Below are 15,495 nucleotides of genomic sequence, written 5' to 3'. Positions count from 1 at the left end.
GATTGTTGTGCCCGGGTTCCCCCTGGAAGGCAGTGCGATAACTCAGTCGTTCGATACGACGCGCTCGATATCACCGACCACCATAGCAGCCAGCCCCTGCCGCAACGAGCTTACTTGTTCCGTGCCGTTCAACTGCTCAAATTGCCGTTGAGCCTCTTCCCATAGAGGCGCTGTTCTTTCAAACAAGTCTCGCCCCGCCTCGGTTAATTTAACCAGGCGACTCCTGGCGTCGGATGGCGAAGGACTGATCGAGATCAATCCATCGCGCTCCAGCAGGCCGGTCATTTTTCCCATCGCCGTGCGCTCGATGTCGAGCCGCTCAGCAAGGGTATTGATTGCAGCACTTCCCAACTCATTAAGCGCTGCCAGGGCAAGGTACTGAGTGATTCGAAGCCCCGAAGGCTCGAGCTGCGCATCATAGAAACGGGTGATCTGCCGGCTCGCCTTCCTAATGGCGGAACAGTTGCAATGGTCGATCCCTAGTGGTTGTTTCACCGGCAGCATCTCTACTTCCTCTTCACTACTGTTTGATTTTTTGTGCCCTGGGTATTCAGGTCACACATACACGTCGCGGTACTTTTCCACGAAGGCCTGCACCGACAGAGCGGGCGTACCGGTAACCTTCTCTACTACGTCGTTCTCACCCGCAAAGACGCCCTCACGGTAGTTCTGAGCAACCTCGACCAAATGCTGCACGAGAGCCGGTGGAAACTTGTACTCGTGCTCCATCTTATGCTCGAACGCCTCGATTGATGTCGGTGCGTACTGGATTTCCGCGCCAAGCACTTCGCTCATGGCGGCGGCGATTTCGGTGTGGTTCATTTCGACCGGACCATGAAGGCTGTAGATCTTACCTTCGTGCCCCACTGGGTTGGCCAGGATATGGGCAATCACCCGGCCTTGGTCATCAGTAGCAATAGGCGCGTGACGGCCATTTTCAAAGGGGAACTCGATTTTTTTCTTGGCCCAGATTTCTTTTGCAAAGTGAGGATACGCCAGCCAGTCTGCGAAAAAAGTGGGGCGAAGATGCGTTGTCGGTACGCCTGACCAGTCGAAAACGCGCTCTGAGATCCAGTGATCCTGCGCCAGGTGACTTTTGGAATCGCGGCGCGCGGAGATCTGCGACATATTCACGATTGCCTTTACCCCAGCCTCTTTCGCTGCCTGGGCAAAATAGGCTGCACCTTCGACGATCCCAGGTGCCAGTGGATAAAGGAAATAGGCCGAGCGAATTCCTTCCATTGCTGCACGAATAGCATCGATGTCGGTGAAATCGCCAATTGCAATTTCAACTCCGCGCTGGCGCAAAGCAGCAGCCCTTTCGTCGTCCGACCGCACGTAAGCGCGGACGCTTTTGCCCAATTTAAGCAGCTCATCAATTGCTGCTGCGCCAGTCCGCCCGGTTGCACCGCTTACAAGAATATCCGCTGCGCTCATGTTCGTAATCCTCTCAATTGAATGGAGCATATGCTCGTTGATTCACGATAGGAGCATATGCCCCTATGTGGAATTCAAGATAGAAGCGTACGCTCCTATTGTCAATTAATGATCATGACCGTTCGGCGGGTCGACCAGTCTGGGGACCCCCGCTGCTTCTTTGCTACCGGACGCGGGGCCTTGTACTACTTGGGGTTAAAGCCTATTTAGTGGGCGATCCAATGGGTCCGCGAGCAGCATGCGACAACGCAAGAGGTCATCGATGTCACTTAGCCAGCGAAACCAGACGGTGTCGATATCGACTCCGATTATGTCGATATCGCCATTGGTTACCACAAATCTCCCCCCGTATTCTCAGTCTCAAGCGGGTAGCTCTAAAGCCCGCGGGTAGCTGTCGCGAGATCGGAGCGCAGACCCAGCGAGGTTCTCGGACCATTTTGCTTCGGCAGGACAGTAAAAAATCAAATCCCTACTTACAGCACTTTGCTGAATTGCAATAAGTAGTAGTTGCAACACCGTGACGAAAACGTCCAGGAGTTAAGAATGAAGATTGTGTCTAGCTCATCAAGCGCACTCGATGTTTCAGTCGGATCCGTGGAATGGGGAGAATCCACCAAAGGCATTCTCCGTGAGAGCGAACAAGTCCAGCTCATCGAAAATTTGAAGTACATATTTAGCCAAGAGAGACTGGATGCAGAACGCCACCGACTTGGCCTTCTGAATCCAAAGTACATTTCCATCGATGACCTTTTACCGCCTGATACCAAAATGGTCAGAGAGTCTCTAGCCTATGTTCAGGACTTGTATAAGCCGACTCTAATGAGACACTGCTGGCGCACCTACTACTTCGGATCAATGATCGCGTTGCACGATGGTATCGAATTTGACCGTGAACTAGGTTTCGCCTCGGCCATGCTTCACGACCTTGGCCTAACACCCACAGCTGACCCGCGACCGTGTGACTGTTGCTTCGCCGTCAACGGTGGCGTGCACGCACGAGACTTCCTGCTAGGACAGGGCTTCGCGCGCGCGCATGCCGATACGGTGGCGCACGCCATTGCGGTGCACCTTAATTATCACGTTCCGGCTGAGGAACATGGTGCAGAGGCATTCTTGGTTACGCGCGGCGCTATCTGTGATGTCTTCGGCACAGGTGTGTCACGAATGTCTCAACAATCAGTAAAAGATGTGCTTGCCAAGTACTCCCGAGACGAACTCTACAGCGTGTTCAGCGCGACAGCATTTGAACACCTCGTCGGCACGCGATTTGAAGTTTCGTTTAAGGCCGTGACAAGTGGGCTGGTGGAAACAGTTCCGCACGCACTTGATTTACCTCCTTTCGTTTAATCTGCTTACAGAATGTCCAGACTGCGACTTACTTAGCTAGTAGTTCGCAGCCTGGCTTCTGCCCTTCCGAAACATCTTATAAGCCAACTGACGTTGTGGCGATCTGAATCAGTGTTAAAAATACAAACGAGTTGGACGCTTACAAGGGAAAGCTCTGTGGATACTTGTCGAGCATGCGATAAAGCGGAGCGCAGCGAGATCGTCAGCAGTAGGCTAAGGGAGAATACTGTAGCGAGTCGCCTACCAGACCTTCACGTGTGTGGTTTAGCACGGACGAGATGTCAGGAGCTCAATCGCGGGGAGTTCATCGATCGCCGGAGACGGCTTACTAATTAAGTAAATAGTTAAGAGCTGCCGCCCCCACTCCGAGCGAGCGTCAGCAATGGCCGCACCGCCATTATTGGGCGGTCGAGGGGCCTATTCAACGAGAGACGTGCAGCCACTTGGGGGATGAAGCCCACATCCAATTGCACGTAAAATACGGCGACCAACACTGTCAGTCGCCGCTCTGAAATCAGGCCTTGGCCTGATCAGGAATGTCGCTCACTACCTCAGTCAGTTCCAGCGTATCGATATTGTAGAAGAAGCCGTAGATCTTCACGTGCGCTGGCACCCCTGGGTTTGCTCGAACAACTCCGACATCGTATTTGAGCGAAGTCTCGAAATCCGAAATGCAAATGCTGTCATGGTCAAACGCGGAGGAAATATCGCTGCCGTGCTCATGTTTGAACGCGTCAATGATGCCTTCGTTGGTGAAAGACGTAGCACCGCAGAATGAGTGGTGCACAACCACTACCCTTTCGATGCCGAAGATATGGACCATCGTGGCGATCGACTGCACACCTGCGACGGCCCGACCACCAGCGACAGACACTGGGAACAAGGTCGTCGTATGTCCTACCCGGTTTCCAGCTTCGTCGAGAACGTTCTCGCCTGGGTAGACCTCACCAAAATGCTTGGCAACAACGGCCGGTATTTCCGAAGCACGTGGATCGAAGCAGTGGATGACGATGGTGTTGAGACTCACCGCCTTGGCAAAGAGCGGGCGGAACTCCGCTTCGTTGTACCAAGGCTGTGCTTTGAAAGAGAAATCATTGAAGTTGGGCATTTTGTGTCTCCAGCGCTCTTGAATATTTTGTGACTGGGCCGAGCCAGTCAGCTAAAAGTACACAGATCTGTCTACCCCTTCAAGAAAAAAGTAGACAGATCTGTGTACCCCTGCTACGGTGCAATCTGGAGGGTTTCCATGACGAATTTTGCTTCAGGTTTCAAAGACCTTCGCTTCGAGGACATTGCATCTCTCAAGCCACGGGATCGTATATTAAAGACGGCAATCATCCTCTTTAATGAACGTGGCGTGCACACCGTCGGAATTGATCGAATTATCGCTGAGAGCGGTGTATCGAAGAGAACCTTCTATAACTACTTCCCTTCGAAGGCCGACCTTATTGCCGCCTATTTGGATTTTTGGCATTGGCTTCGATTTACAAACCTTAATAAATACGCTGCGCGAGTTAGCGGCGACCCAAAAGCTGAACTGTTGGCAATTTTTGATTTCCTTGAATATTGGTTTTCTGAACAAGATTTCAGAGGCTGCGCATTTGCCCGAGGTCTGAATGACTTTAATGACGACGCATCGAAAATTTTACGCGCCAAAGTCAGCGTGCATTTCGATGAATGGGCTAACTTCATTATGGCGCGCTTATCCCTGTTCGTGGAACCTGAAAAGGCAGACATTATTCTCCCACAGTTTCTAAGCCTTATTACCGGAACAACGGTTGTTGCGCACGCCTCGGGAAACGTAAAAATCGCGCAACTAAACAAGCAAATAGCCGAAATATTATTAACTGCCAGAGCAGGTTAATTTTCAGGACTGTATCTATCCTCGGCGACTTCTTGATCCCAACTTTTCCTACCTTTTCGCTTTGCGTTTCAAGTCGTTGTCGCCGAACGACATTGAGCTTATGGCGCCCCCCCTGCCTCTAGTTGATATTGCGACATTACACCTACTTAACCACCTAAATACGTTGCTAATGACCACCTAATTATCGTCGAATTAACCAATCGGCTTTGAAATGGTGACTCACTGGGAGCGGCTCGGCGAGAGGAGCAACTCGTCTCAGCGTAATTGGGTGGACAGGCACAGCGCATAGATACTCAAATAAAAAGATCAAAACCTTCGCCAATTTCATTTAAAGTGAAAAAATCCCGAAAGGAATGGAATAACTTTCGTCAACCTACTGATTTATCGTAACCTTCTCTTCAACCGTACTGAAAATTCATGACTGGGGCCATCATCAAGATCGCAGCCGCGAAGACGCCTAGTTTCAAAGCCGGTAAGTCGCTGAAAGACGCGGTTAACTAGAAGCTGGTGGCGATTGCCCAATACCAACTCTGCGAGAGCGCTGGTATTGGGGCTTCAGCAGCCGAAACGCTTGCTGAACTCCGGGAGCCGTTCAAGCATGAGTATGAACGCGTCTTAAACGTCGTTTTTCTCAGCTTTGATTTGGGCTGGGTGAAACACTGCTTAGCCGCTGCTGAATCCTCAACAAGAATCCGGCTTCAAAGGCATCCTGGCAGTCACCGACAGGAAAGGTCTTGCGCGCTTGTGCCAACTCCCACCACAGTGGAATCTCGTTGGACGTATCGAGCCAAGCCTGGGCGCATTGCACACCACGTTCGATCATCGATGCAAATTCGTTGCCCCAAGGTGTCAGAAGACTTGGGCAACCATCCGCCGCAGGAATTGAAATGTAGTTTTGGTCCATACACACCCTAGATGTCTGATTTATTGTTAGACGCTGGGCCCAGCTTAGAGAAGCTTAACGACACCAAATGAACGCTCGATAACAGGCATGAGCATCAAATGGCCTAGATCAATACCAATGTAGACTATATCCCGTGGATTGAGAGTCCCTCAAGGCGCAATTTGCGCGCATGACTCAAGACTACGAACAGCTTCGCCTGCAACTGGCGGAGAACATCCGCTTGATGCGGCGCGTGAAAAACCTGACCCAAGAGCAGCTCGCGCTCATGGCCGAGGTGGATCGCACCTACGTCAGTCAAATCGAACGATGCACGGGCAATCCGTCGCTGTTGGTCCTGTGCAAGCTCGCCAATATTTTCGAAATTACCGCAGATCAGTTACTTGTGGACCCCGACATCCTGCGCAGCGCCCTTCACGTCAAATAATAGTCTCACGTCTCACAAACCCGATAGACCCGCCTTCATAATTTCCACTGACAGTCTTCAGTCACTAACCGAACCTGCCCAGGCCATACACCGAGAGCCTGGATCATGTCTGTTGCCTGCTCGTCAATCCCGCCCACAAAGCTACGGCCCTTGGCGCTGAGCGTCCTGCTGGCGTGCGGCCCAAGCATGGCGCTGGACACCGGCAGCATCACGTCCTCCGTGCTTTCTCCAAGCTGTCTCGAATACCGGATCGTCGGCATTTGTTTCTGGCTCCTCTGCACGCCCTTCGGCTGCACAGTCAAAACCTCGACCAAGGTTCGTCATTTCATTCCTGAGCTGGTGGTCTCGAGCTACGCCACCACCGGCAACAATCCCTGGACCGAGATGGCCACCCTCTCCGCTCCCATCAGTGGTGCGGAAGGTGGCGGTAACTTGATCACGCCAAACACCCAGCGCGACAACCTACCCCGCTTCAAGAACGTCGATGGCATCGGTCACCCCGCTGGCTGGATCGCAACACAACTGGCTTCGCAATCAGGCTACGCCTGCGCCAGCGGCGCTACTGCGTTCATGCCCTACTACCTGAGCACCTTGGACTCACTGGCCTGGCGTCATGGCATTCCGGAAAGTCTTTACCCCGAGTCGCTCATGCCGGGGATCCGTGAAATCGGTCGTCAGGCCTCAGGAAACATGTGGGGCAACGTTTATCCCCGGCAGGGTTTTCTGGTGCAGCCCGACGATTTCAAGGCGGCCGCAGTCATGGCGCAACGGGCCGGCGATGTGATTACCCGCAATTGGCAGCCGCATGCGTACTTACCACTCACGCCCGCCAAACGCGACGGCTACTGGCCGCCGGGTCCGATCGTTGAAAACGACGCTTCGACCCACAAATGGCAATTGCTCTACCCCCAGGTGCAGCCCACATGCGCCATCTTCCCCAGCGATCCGGTACAGAGCGCGGATGGCGGCTACGCCTGGTCACTGTGGCGGCCCTATAGCTGCTGCAAACGTGAGGGACAGACCTTCCTGTTCAGCATCGACTTCGAAGGAGGTGCTTCATGAGTCGACTTCGCGCGCGACCATGGTTGGGCGTGGTGAGTTTGTTGCTCTACGGACTGCTCGCCATTGCCACGCATGCCCACGCCGCCGAAGGCAATTACCGCCTGGGCACCCAAGGCGAAGTGCTCGACGACCGGGTGATGTACACCATCGGTGGCGGCTCGGCAGTGGGCTCGCCGAGCGCGCTCTACCGACCCAGCGGTCTCGGTGTCGGCGGGTCATGGCGAGCGAACATGATGTGCGGAAACATGAGCCTCACCAACACCCTGCAAAACCAGCTGAACGGCGTCACCGAAGGTTTCCAGCAGATCATGGGCAACATCGTGCAGAACGCGACCCAAGCGGTGATGTCGCTACCGGCGTTGATCATACAGCGCGCCAACCCCGGTCTCTATGAGTTGCTCAGTAACGGGGTGATGCAGGGGCGTATCGACTTCGATCGCTCCAAACTGACCTGCCAGGCCATGGCCGAAAAGATGGCGGACAAGGTCGGTCAAGCCGGTTGGGGCGCGCTGGCCAAGAACCAAGAAATGCAGGGCAATCTGGAGCAAACCGGCGGTGATGCGGTGGCTGCGGTGAAAAACACCGAGGCCCGTAACGGCAACAATGGGGTGTCCTGGATCGGCGGTTCAAAGGCCGGAGGTAACGGGCAGACGCCCATTCGGGTGACTTCCGACGTGGTGCGCGCGGGCTATAACCTGCTGCATAACCGGTCGGTGGATGACAGTGCCTCGATCAGTAGCAGCGATTGCCTGGGTGGGGCTATTTGCCAGACCTGGGCCTCGCCCCAAGAGGAATCCGAATGGGCCGTTCGCGTGTTGGGCGAGAGCGAAGTCTCGACCTGCGACAGCTGCGAAACCCTGCGTGCGACCGCTGGCAGCGGATTGACGCCGCTGATCCAGGAGGCCTACAGCGAGCGCCTTAAGGCTCTGCAAGGGTTGCTGTCGGGCTCGCTGCCGCCTACTCCTGACAACCTGGCTAAAGCCTCCAGTCCGATGTTGCCGGTGACCCGCGGTGTGATCGAAGCCCTGCGCGATGATCCCGATCAGGATCTGCTGGCGCGACGCCTAGCCAGTGAGACGGCCCTGTCCAGCGTACTCGACAAGGCACTACTGCTACTGCGCACGCTACTGGCAGGCAGTCACGAACCGAACATCGCCTCCGCCGAACCGGCCCAGACGGCCTTGACGAAAAACATCGACACGCTGGAACGCGAAATTCGCCTGCTGCAAACCGAACTAGAGGTCCGGCAGATGCTGGCCACCAATACCGCCAGCCTGGTGCTCGATCGGCATGCCGGTGGTGCCGGTGCATCGCGCACCATCGAACAAGGTGATCCCGAGCCGGGCCGACTCAATGACGCTGATGCCAGGCGCAAGTGAGCCATGAAACGCTCACCGCTATTCACTCTGCTTTCAGGTCTGGGGATTGCCGCGGTGACGATCCTGACCGCCGCACTGGTCGCCTGGATCGGCCGAACTGTGCTGGGTAGTTTCGAGGTCTGGCAGCAGGCATTCGAATCCGCACGGCCCTATCTGCGGTGGTGGCGTGCCCTGCTCTATGGCGCCCTCTTTGCGCTCTGGTGGGATCTGCTTCGGCGCTACCGACATCGACCACAGGATCGACTACGCGTGAAACGCATCGGAGCATTAGGGCTCGTGCTCTTGACCGTCGTCGAGTTCACCCGACTGTGAGGTCACCACCATGCTCCTGAGCACCAACAGCTACCTGGAGTTTTACCTCTCCCTGCTGGCCTGGATCATCAACAACGGCCTCTGGAGCGTCCTGTCCGACACCGGACTGTTCGCCGCGCCCTTTGGCGCAATCATTTTGCAAGAATGGTTATCGGCCCGTCAGCAAGGCGCGGATGAAGGCAACAAGGGCCTGCTCTCGATATCTAGGATTGAAAACCGGCTGTGGCTGGCCTACATCGTTGTGTTGTTCGGCTGCGCACCTGTCTTTCCGCTGAGCCTCGCCTCAATGGCATTCGACGATGCGGCGAGCCAGCGCTGCGGTGTCAGTGTGGCCAAGCCGGCGGAAACCGCCTGGAGTGCCACTTTCAATACCATCGGCGAACGTTCCGCCAACGTACCGATCTGGTGGTTTCTGGTGCATGCCTTGAGTAAAGGGGTGACCGCGGCGGCCACCGCTGCCATCCCCTGTGCACCGGATATCCGGCAGATGCGCATGGAGATCGACAGTTCGCGCATCGACAACCAGGTACTGCTGCAGGAAGTCGCCGACTTCACCCGCGACTGCTATGGCTATTCGCGTTCTCGGCTGTTCACCAACCGCCCGCAGTTGGACAAGGCACAAAGTCACGACGCGTCCTGGATCGGCTCAAGCTATTTTCTCGACACTCCCGGCTACTACGATACGGATCGTTCACGCACACCGCGAATCAGTTGGCCGTATGACGAAAGCCGCGATGTTTCCTTGCCGCGGCTGGAGAATGGCGCGGGCTACCCCACTTGCAAGCAGTGGTGGAGCGACAGCGGTGTTGGCTTGCGCGAGCGGTTGATCCAGCAGGTTGATCCCTCTCTGCTGACTCAGCTGAAAGGTTGGCTGACTGGCCGCTCGAGCAACGAGATCGAGGATGCCACCCTCCGTGAGTTGGTCAGTCCGCGCCAGCAATCGATGTCCATGTCGCCCGGACAGGTGTACCAGGAGTATGGTTCCAGCGCTCGTGGCGGTTCGATCAATCAGGGGCTTAATAACCTGGCCACCAATACCGGCTTGGCCCTCGGCTCCTTCAGCAACTTCCCGACGATGAATGCGCTACGCGCCGCCCTGCCGATGGTGCAGGCTTTCCTCATCATGGGTGTCATCATCAGCTTGCCGTTGATACTGCTGGTCAGTACCTACCAGCTGAAGACCGTCATGACGGTGACGTTCGCGCTGTTCACGCTGCACATGTTGAGCTTCTGGTGGGAGTTAGCACGCTGGGTCGACTCCAGCATGCTCGACACCTTGTACAACCAAGTTTCGGCTTCCAATCAAGTGCTGTTATCGCTGCCCACATCCGGCTTCATGGAGGGGACAGTTACGGCGCAGGTAATTGAGTATGTGATGGGTGCGATGTTCATCGTGCTGCCGATGCTATTTCTAGGAGCCATGAGCTGGGCAGGATATTCAGTCGGCAACGGGATTCAAGGTATGTTGGCGAACGGTAGCAAAGCTGCAAGTGACTCGGCGAGCAAAGGTACGGATCAAATATTGGGTGCTGCTAAGCGCTCAATTAGATGACTTGCTGTCGCCTATATAATGCCCGTTGTCGTCGAAGTCACCGATGTAGAGGTCAGCACCTAGGTAGTCTGGCCCTGGATTTTTCTCTTGTTGATCGGCACCAATAAAAACCCTGAGCCATAGCAAAGTAGTGACAGCCAGCATCATCACAATGAAAGTAACCATCCAAGCACTAACAAAGAGCAATCCTCCGATCAATGCCAGTTTGGCAATCAAAAAACTCCCGCGAACAAGTAATTTACCTGCGGGCATACCTGCCGTCACCGCACGCTCAACCACGCGGTACTCAAACGTTTTCAACTTACGGTAACCACGCTTTACCGACATGCCACATGCGTAGGCCCAGCGGTGGGCACGGGAAACTTGAACGGGGTTCTGCGTCTGCATGTTCTCGCCCTCTTCTGAGCGTTTTCATGATTGAGACAGGAGTAAGAGCCTACTACTGAAAACTGTCCGTGCTTGACCGTTTATCAGTTTTCCCGGCCAAAAAATCTTCACTGGAAGACAGAAGACAAGTCCCGTGAAACAGCTTCTTTACAGTGATTGACCCATATAAATCGTCCGGCTAAATACAAGGTATGGATCGCTGTTATCGACAGCACCTTCCCAGGTAGCCAGAGCCTTCAAGGCTACGTTCACTTCGGTGATGGTTCTCCCCAAGTGCGATTAGCGTTCGGTAGCTCGCACGGTGACCGTTTCTACGGTGATGAACGCCTACTGCTCTCCTGAGCGCCTTTCGAGCTCTGCTCGTGAGAAAACCCTCTTGATTTTCTTCAACCCACTGCGGGGAAATCTTTCCCCGCACGGGACAGGTTTCTTCGCGTTTTCAACGGAGACATACCATGCCCGACTCACTTACACCGGAAACACTGAACACCCTTCGGTTGCCCATCGTGTTCACACCTGACGCGTGGCAACGCGCAGTACAGCTCGAGCGTTCCGATCACGCTGGGAAGCTGCAGATCGATCGGTTGAGCCACGTATTGCGCGCAGCCTTCGAAGCCCACCTGGCCTATCCACAAAAGCCCTATGTGCTGTTCGAGGTATTCCACATTGAACCAACCGATCACTTCGACCACGACCCGTTGCTGCAATTGAGTCTCAGCCTACTCCAAGAACCGGGTCAGCCTGGCGCCTTACTGATAGCGCTTGCAGGAGAACACCAGCGCTAAGCGCAATTGGCGGCGCCCACCTCCACATTCGGACGGCATGCAAGACCTGCATCAATCCAGCCCATCACCCACCGGGGAACCCCCTCCCGACGGGCAAGGCGTTCCTCCATTTTTCTCTCGAGGAAATTGCCATGCGCGATATCTACCAAGACGTAACTGACAAGATCGTTACCGCGTTAGACCAAGACGTTGCTCCCTGGATCAAACCCTGGTCCTCAAGTGGCTCCGCTTACATCGGCCATCAACCCTACCCCATCAATGCCATCACGCGACGTCCGTATTCGGGCATCAATTTACCGCTGCTCTGGACCGAGGCCAGGTTGCAGGGGTTCACTCAAGATCGTTGGCTGACCTTCAACCAAGCTAAAAAGGCCGGTGGGCACATCCGTAAGGGTGAGCACAGCACTCTGGCTGTGCTCTACAAGCCGATGGAGCGCGAGGAACAGACCGAGTCAGGCCAACCCGTACTCGATGAAAATGGTCAGCCCAAGGTCGCTCACTTCGGCATACTCAGGACGCATTTTCTGTTCAACATCGAGCAAACGGAGGGGCTCGAAGCGCTCAATGAAACCCTGCTCGAAACGGAACCGACCGATCCCTTCCAGGCCAACAGCGTTGCGGAAAATCTGCTGTTAAGTTCAGGTGCACGCATCGTTCATCGGCCTGTCGACGAAGCCTTTTACCACCCGATCAGGGATCTCATCCAACTGCCGACAAAAGCGCAATTCCACGATGAAGGCGGGTACTACGCCACCGCACTTCACGAGCTGACGCACTGGACCGGGCATCACGCTCGGTTGCAGCGCGAAGGCGTGACGTCATCCTGTCCGTTCGGCTCGCCAGGCTACGCGTTTGAGGAGTTGATCGCCGAAATGGGCGCTGCGTTTTTATGTGCCTACACCGGTATACAGGGAGAACTTAGGCACGAGGGCTACATTGACTCCTGGCTCGGCCTGCTCAAGGCTGACAAACGCGCGATCTTCCGCGCCAGTGGCCAGGCCCGAAGCGCCTCGGAGTATGTACTCAACCTGGAGCAGCAACTAAAGCAAGCGGTCATGGATGACTCGCCTTGCATGAACGATGGAGCTTAATCGATACCTCACCGTTGCAAACGCTTCAAAGGGCCTGACACGAGTTGGGCCCTTTTTTATGCTCAGAAGAAGAGCTCCATGCCGCGGGACTCTGACGCAAAGAACAAGAGAGGCGCGCACACCAGCAGCCTGTCATTCCGCATCCAGGTTCTGCGCCAGAAAATCCACCAGCTCGAGTGGTCTCCGGCTGTCGATCACCTTGTAGATCAGATCGCGCTTACTGCGCGGCAACTTCTTGACCACGCTCTTCGCCGAGGCCCTGACGGCTTCGTCTGTCCCATGGATACGTGCCGCAAGGAGCAGCACCAGCGTGGCGTCAGTCAGATTCATGGCAAGCCCCGAGAAAATTCGCACCGCAGTGTACCGACTCTTGTCTTTTCCGTACCAGCCCTCCAACAAAACGATGTCGAGCAGTATCCATATTCCGATTGCGGCACAAAGGGACACGAGCCAAAAGGACGGGTAAGGGTTGGAAGGGAATGGGGATTCAAGGGTAAGAGCCCTATCCGAAAAGGCTAAAAGGCCACTGACCCAGTCACTTCCCGGAGGTCACGATGCTCAGTCTGTTTCGCTACAAAAGGCAGAAGCTCCCTCCGCCACCGGCCGTGAGCGTCGCCGAAGGTTATCTGCCCATCGAGTCGGCCCACAGCTTGTTAGCAGCGGAGCACCGTCGCCAGTTACTCGATCGCATCTGGCAGTACACCGCCCTCTCCCACGTCCAATTCACCCAACTCTATTTAAATCCGATCCATCGCTACGCCGATCAGGTCCAGCAACTCCCGGCCAGCGAGTCGCACCACCATGCGTATCTCGGCGGCATGCTCGACCATGGACTGGAACTGGTCGCTTGCAGTTTGAAACTGCGTCAGTCGTATCTGCTGCCCACCGGGGCCGCGCCCGAAGACCAAGCCGCCCAGACTGATGCCTGGTCAGCGGGTATTGCTTATGGTGCCCTGCTGCATGACATCGGCAAGATCGCCGTGGACCTGCAGGTCGAGCGTCAGGATGGCAGCCGTTGGCACCCCTGGCAGGGTCCCCTGGATCAGCCCTACCGTTTTCGCTACCTCAAAGGTCGCGACTACCACCTGCACGGCGCTGCCGCAGGCTTGCTCTACACCCAAATTCTCGACCGTCCGATCCTCGATTGGCTCAGTGGATTTCCGTCGTTGTGGGCCAGCTTGCTGTATGTCCTGGCGGGGCAGTACGAACGTGCCGGCGTGCTGGGCGAGTTGGTGATGCAGGCCGACCGTGTTTCCACTGCGCAGAATATCGGTGGCAACCCGAACAAGGCCCTGCAAGCGCCGATTCATTCGCTGCAACATCACTTGATCAGCGGACTGCGTTATCTGGTTCAACACGAGCTGAAACTCAACCAGCCGGGTGCCGCGGGATGGTTGACCCGGGACGCACTCTGGCTGGTCAGCAAGACCGTCACCGACAAACTGCGAGCCTATCTGCTGTCGCAATCGATTGAGGGCATTCCCTCATCTAATATCACTGTGTTCGACGAGCTGCAATCGCACGGACTGGTCGAGTCGACCCCAGAAGGCAAAGCCATCTGGACTGCGCAAGTGACACAAGGAGACTGGCAGCAGAGCTTTACCTTTCTGCGCCTTCAACCGGCGTTGATTTGGGGGAACGAAGATCGGCCTGACGCTTTCAGCGGAACGGTGAACGTTGCAGCCGATGGTCACTCGAATGACGTTTCGGCATCACCACCAGCACCTAAGACTGTCAGTACAGGATCGCGTCACAGCTCTTCGCCGACAGATCCCATGACGAAAGAAGACGACGACTATCTCGGCACGCTGTTGGATATATTCGATTTGGAAGAGTCTGAGGTCAGTGACGGATCATCACCAAACACTCTCGAAATCCCGAGTCCCTCGTCGGAAGACCTAGGTCAGGCATTCCTGAATTGGGTCAAGGAAGGCATCCTGAGTCACAAGCTGATCATCAATGACAGCAAGGCCAAAATCCACACGGTGAGTGGCAGCGTATTTCTGGTCACGCCTGGTCTCTTCCAACGCTACGCGCAGGAGTTTCCTGGTCTCTCTCAGGGGACCGATCAAGAAGTTGAAGAATGGCGTTGGGTGCAGAAGCAATTTGAAAAACTGAAGGTCCACAGGAAGCGAGACAACGGCCTAAATATCTGGGCATGCCATGTCCAGGGCCCTAGGAAGAAAACCATCCTGAAGGGGTATCTCATTGAAGAGCCCAAGCTTTTTTTTGAATTGACACCACCCGACAATCCTTTTCTCACAATCGAAAAAGATTGAAACTCGTCGTGTTGCTGGAGACGCGGAAGGTGAAGTACGAGTGACAAAGCCGCCGTCGCGCGAAGAACTCACACCTAGATCGCAAGGAGTGCAATCACAAAGTCTTGACGTTACAGTACGAACAGAATTACACCGCCATGTCAGGGGGTGTCCTCTAGGCAGCTAGGGTCAATGAAAACAAGGAGTTAGCACCCAAGCCAACACGGCTTTTCGCGTAAAAACCTATCTATTGGTACAGGTTTTTACATCGCCAAGTCGGAAGGCTGGCAGTTCGAACCGGCCCAAAGAAAGCCCTTATAGACAACACCCTTCTGAGAAATGGTATGAACACAGAGTTGATGGAAGATGAGATGCGCCGGGCGCTATTCGGTGATTCTGAGCCCTCTGCGCCGGCAATTCACTCAGATGTGCAGGACACAGTCCCGGATGTTGTGATCGTGCAACCGGTGAAGGCAGCGAAGAAAAAGACAGTCTCAAAAGGCTTCACACCTAGGTTGAGAGTCACGCTCCGTGTGGGAAATGAATTTGAAGGCGAGATGCACGAGATGGTACATGAGGTCGATACGCTGAGCTCCCTAGTTGCAGAACAAGAAGCTACTAAGACGGCCAGAAAAAAATTCAGGTTTGTGGAAGTGGTATCGGTCAAGTCGATGCAAGTGGGTACTCTCACTT

Annotated in this window: 16 protein-coding genes and 2 pseudogenes; 12 read left to right on the top strand and 6 right to left on the bottom strand. The window is 55.0% G+C overall.

Annotated features, from left to right (window positions below):
- Nucleotides 1-42 precede the first annotated feature (42 nt).
- A complete protein-coding gene (locus PMI36_RS16835) occupies nucleotides 43-504 on the bottom strand; it encodes a MarR family winged helix-turn-helix transcriptional regulator (protein ID WP_008071425.1) in 462 nt (153 codons plus the stop codon).
- 51 nt (nucleotides 505-555) lie between these two features.
- The gene (locus tag PMI36_RS16840; RefSeq protein WP_008071423.1) at nucleotides 556-1,437 is read right to left on the bottom strand and encodes an NmrA family NAD(P)-binding protein; all 882 of its coding nucleotides are present in this window, start codon (nucleotides 1,435-1,437) and stop codon (nucleotides 556-558) included.
- Between the two features lie 543 nt (nucleotides 1,438-1,980).
- On the opposite strand from PMI36_RS16840, the gene PMI36_RS16845 reads away from it, so the two are divergent.
- Nucleotides 1,981-2,784, top strand: a complete 804-nt coding sequence (locus PMI36_RS16845; protein WP_008071421.1) for an HD domain-containing protein — start codon at nucleotides 1,981-1,983, stop codon at nucleotides 2,782-2,784.
- Between the two features lie 514 nt (nucleotides 2,785-3,298).
- Here PMI36_RS16845 and PMI36_RS16850 read toward each other — a convergent pair.
- Nucleotides 3,299-3,892 (bottom strand): hypothetical protein, encoded by a 594-nt coding sequence (locus PMI36_RS16850; RefSeq protein WP_008071419.1) that lies wholly within the window; start codon nucleotides 3,890-3,892, stop codon nucleotides 3,299-3,301.
- A gap of 138 nt (nucleotides 3,893-4,030) precedes the next feature.
- Between PMI36_RS16850 and PMI36_RS16855 the strand changes: the two genes are divergently transcribed.
- Nucleotides 4,031-4,648 (top strand): TetR/AcrR family transcriptional regulator, encoded by a 618-nt coding sequence (locus PMI36_RS16855; protein ID WP_008071417.1) that lies wholly within the window; start codon nucleotides 4,031-4,033, stop codon nucleotides 4,646-4,648.
- Between the two features lie 420 nt (nucleotides 4,649-5,068).
- Nucleotides 5,069-5,149: pseudogene (locus PMI36_RS30520) on the top strand (HU family DNA-binding protein); the annotation flags it as partial.
- A 130-nt stretch (nucleotides 5,150-5,279) separates the two neighbouring features.
- Here the strand turns inward: PMI36_RS30520 and PMI36_RS30515 are convergent.
- The gene (locus PMI36_RS30515) at nucleotides 5,280-5,552 is read right to left on the bottom strand and encodes a LasR-specific antiactivator QslA (RefSeq protein ID WP_008071415.1); all 273 of its coding nucleotides are present in this window, start codon (nucleotides 5,550-5,552) and stop codon (nucleotides 5,280-5,282) included.
- 169 nt (nucleotides 5,553-5,721) lie between these two features.
- Between PMI36_RS30515 and PMI36_RS16860 the strand changes: the two genes are divergently transcribed.
- The 5 genes from PMI36_RS16860 to PMI36_RS16880 all read left to right on the top strand — a co-directional run bounded on the left by PMI36_RS16860 (nucleotide 5,722) and on the right by PMI36_RS16880 (nucleotide 10,281).
- A complete protein-coding gene (locus PMI36_RS16860; RefSeq protein WP_008071413.1) occupies nucleotides 5,722-5,976 on the top strand; it encodes a helix-turn-helix domain-containing protein in 255 nt (84 codons plus the stop codon).
- A 105-nt stretch (nucleotides 5,977-6,081) separates the two neighbouring features.
- On the top strand, nucleotides 6,082-7,038 hold the full coding sequence (locus PMI36_RS16865; RefSeq protein WP_008071412.1) for a TIGR03756 family integrating conjugative element protein: 957 nt from the start codon (nucleotides 6,082-6,084) through the stop codon (nucleotides 7,036-7,038).
- Nucleotides 7,035-8,417 carry an integrating conjugative element protein gene (locus PMI36_RS16870; RefSeq protein ID WP_008071411.1) on the top strand — a complete coding sequence of 461 codons (1,383 nt, stop codon included), beginning with the start codon at nucleotides 7,035-7,037 and terminating at the stop codon, nucleotides 8,415-8,417. The genes PMI36_RS16865 and PMI36_RS16870 overlap by 4 nt, the downstream gene beginning before the upstream one ends.
- Nucleotides 8,418-8,420: 3 nt before the next feature.
- A complete protein-coding gene (locus PMI36_RS16875) occupies nucleotides 8,421-8,729 on the top strand; it encodes a hypothetical protein (protein ID WP_008071410.1) in 309 nt (102 codons plus the stop codon).
- A gap of 10 nt (nucleotides 8,730-8,739) precedes the next feature.
- Nucleotides 8,740-10,281: a conjugal transfer protein TraG N-terminal domain-containing protein gene (locus PMI36_RS16880; RefSeq protein ID WP_008071409.1), complete on the top strand. Its 1,542-nt coding sequence runs from the start codon at nucleotides 8,740-8,742 to the stop codon at nucleotides 10,279-10,281.
- On the opposite strand, the gene PMI36_RS16885 is transcribed toward PMI36_RS16880, so the two are convergent.
- Nucleotides 10,270-10,668 (bottom strand): DUF3742 family protein, encoded by a 399-nt coding sequence (locus tag PMI36_RS16885; RefSeq protein ID WP_008071408.1) that lies wholly within the window; start codon nucleotides 10,666-10,668, stop codon nucleotides 10,270-10,272. The genes PMI36_RS16880 and PMI36_RS16885 overlap by 12 nt on opposite strands.
- A 455-nt stretch (nucleotides 10,669-11,123) precedes the next feature.
- Between PMI36_RS16885 and PMI36_RS16890 the strand changes: the two genes are divergently transcribed.
- Nucleotides 11,124-11,453, top strand: coding sequence for a hypothetical protein (locus tag PMI36_RS16890; RefSeq protein ID WP_008071401.1), 330 nt, complete (start codon nucleotides 11,124-11,126; stop codon nucleotides 11,451-11,453).
- 131 nt (nucleotides 11,454-11,584) lie between these two features.
- Nucleotides 11,585-12,544, top strand: a complete 960-nt coding sequence (locus tag PMI36_RS16895; protein WP_008071399.1) for an ArdC family protein — start codon at nucleotides 11,585-11,587, stop codon at nucleotides 12,542-12,544.
- A gap of 132 nt (nucleotides 12,545-12,676) precedes the next feature.
- Here the strand turns inward: PMI36_RS16895 and PMI36_RS0129535 are convergent, their stop codons facing one another.
- The gene (locus PMI36_RS0129535; RefSeq protein ID WP_032830353.1) at nucleotides 12,677-12,874 is read right to left on the bottom strand and encodes a DUF7740 domain-containing protein; all 198 of its coding nucleotides are present in this window, start codon (nucleotides 12,872-12,874) and stop codon (nucleotides 12,677-12,679) included.
- 224 nt (nucleotides 12,875-13,098) lie between these two features.
- On the opposite strand from PMI36_RS0129535, the gene mobH reads away from it, so the two are divergent.
- Both mobH and PMI36_RS0129530 read left to right on the top strand, forming a co-directional pair.
- Nucleotides 13,099-14,823: a MobH family relaxase gene (mobH, locus tag PMI36_RS16900; RefSeq protein WP_008071384.1), complete on the top strand. Its 1,725-nt coding sequence runs from the start codon at nucleotides 13,099-13,101 to the stop codon at nucleotides 14,821-14,823.
- A gap of 323 nt (nucleotides 14,824-15,146) precedes the next feature.
- Nucleotides 15,147-15,476: pseudogene (locus tag PMI36_RS0129530) on the top strand (hypothetical protein); the annotation flags it as partial.
- Between the last annotated feature and the right edge of the window lie 19 nt (nucleotides 15,477-15,495).

Source organism: Pseudomonas sp. GM79, from assembly GCF_000282495.1.
Taxonomy (GTDB): domain Bacteria; phylum Pseudomonadota; class Gammaproteobacteria; order Pseudomonadales; family Pseudomonadaceae; genus Aquipseudomonas.
Note: the sequence above shows the minus strand (reverse complement) of the source record. Positions and strands in the feature narration are given on the sequence as shown.

What these genes read in the sequence shown, in the direction of transcription:
- PMI36_RS16835 (WP_008071425.1), bottom strand. Translation starts at nt 504, where the DNA reads ATGCTGCCGGTGAAACAACCACTAGGGATCGACCATTGCAACTGTTCC.
- PMI36_RS16840 (WP_008071423.1), bottom strand. Translation starts at nt 1,437, where the DNA reads ATGAGCGCAGCGGATATTCTTGTAAGCGGTGCAACCGGGCGGACTGGC.
- PMI36_RS16845 (WP_008071421.1), top strand. Translation starts at nt 1,981, where the DNA reads ATGAAGATTGTGTCTAGCTCATCAAGCGCACTCGATGTTTCAGTCGGA.
- PMI36_RS16850 (WP_008071419.1), bottom strand. Translation starts at nt 3,892, where the DNA reads ATGCCCAACTTCAATGATTTCTCTTTCAAAGCACAGCCTTGGTACAAC.
- PMI36_RS16855 (WP_008071417.1), top strand. Translation starts at nt 4,031, where the DNA reads ATGACGAATTTTGCTTCAGGTTTCAAAGACCTTCGCTTCGAGGACATT.
- PMI36_RS30515 (WP_008071415.1), bottom strand. Translation starts at nt 5,552, where the DNA reads ATGGACCAAAACTACATTTCAATTCCTGCGGCGGATGGTTGCCCAAGT.
- PMI36_RS16860 (WP_008071413.1), top strand. Translation starts at nt 5,722, where the DNA reads ATGACTCAAGACTACGAACAGCTTCGCCTGCAACTGGCGGAGAACATC.
- PMI36_RS16865 (WP_008071412.1), top strand. Translation starts at nt 6,082, where the DNA reads ATGTCTGTTGCCTGCTCGTCAATCCCGCCCACAAAGCTACGGCCCTTG.
- PMI36_RS16870 (WP_008071411.1), top strand. Translation starts at nt 7,035, where the DNA reads ATGAGTCGACTTCGCGCGCGACCATGGTTGGGCGTGGTGAGTTTGTTG.
- PMI36_RS16875 (WP_008071410.1), top strand. Translation starts at nt 8,421, where the DNA reads ATGAAACGCTCACCGCTATTCACTCTGCTTTCAGGTCTGGGGATTGCC.
- PMI36_RS16880 (WP_008071409.1), top strand. Translation starts at nt 8,740, where the DNA reads ATGCTCCTGAGCACCAACAGCTACCTGGAGTTTTACCTCTCCCTGCTG.
- PMI36_RS16885 (WP_008071408.1), bottom strand. Translation starts at nt 10,668, where the DNA reads ATGCAGACGCAGAACCCCGTTCAAGTTTCCCGTGCCCACCGCTGGGCC.
- PMI36_RS16890 (WP_008071401.1), top strand. Translation starts at nt 11,124, where the DNA reads ATGCCCGACTCACTTACACCGGAAACACTGAACACCCTTCGGTTGCCC.
- PMI36_RS16895 (WP_008071399.1), top strand. Translation starts at nt 11,585, where the DNA reads ATGCGCGATATCTACCAAGACGTAACTGACAAGATCGTTACCGCGTTA.
- PMI36_RS0129535 (WP_032830353.1), bottom strand. Translation starts at nt 12,874, where the DNA reads ATGAATCTGACTGACGCCACGCTGGTGCTGCTCCTTGCGGCACGTATC.
- mobH (WP_008071384.1), top strand. Translation starts at nt 13,099, where the DNA reads ATGCTCAGTCTGTTTCGCTACAAAAGGCAGAAGCTCCCTCCGCCACCG.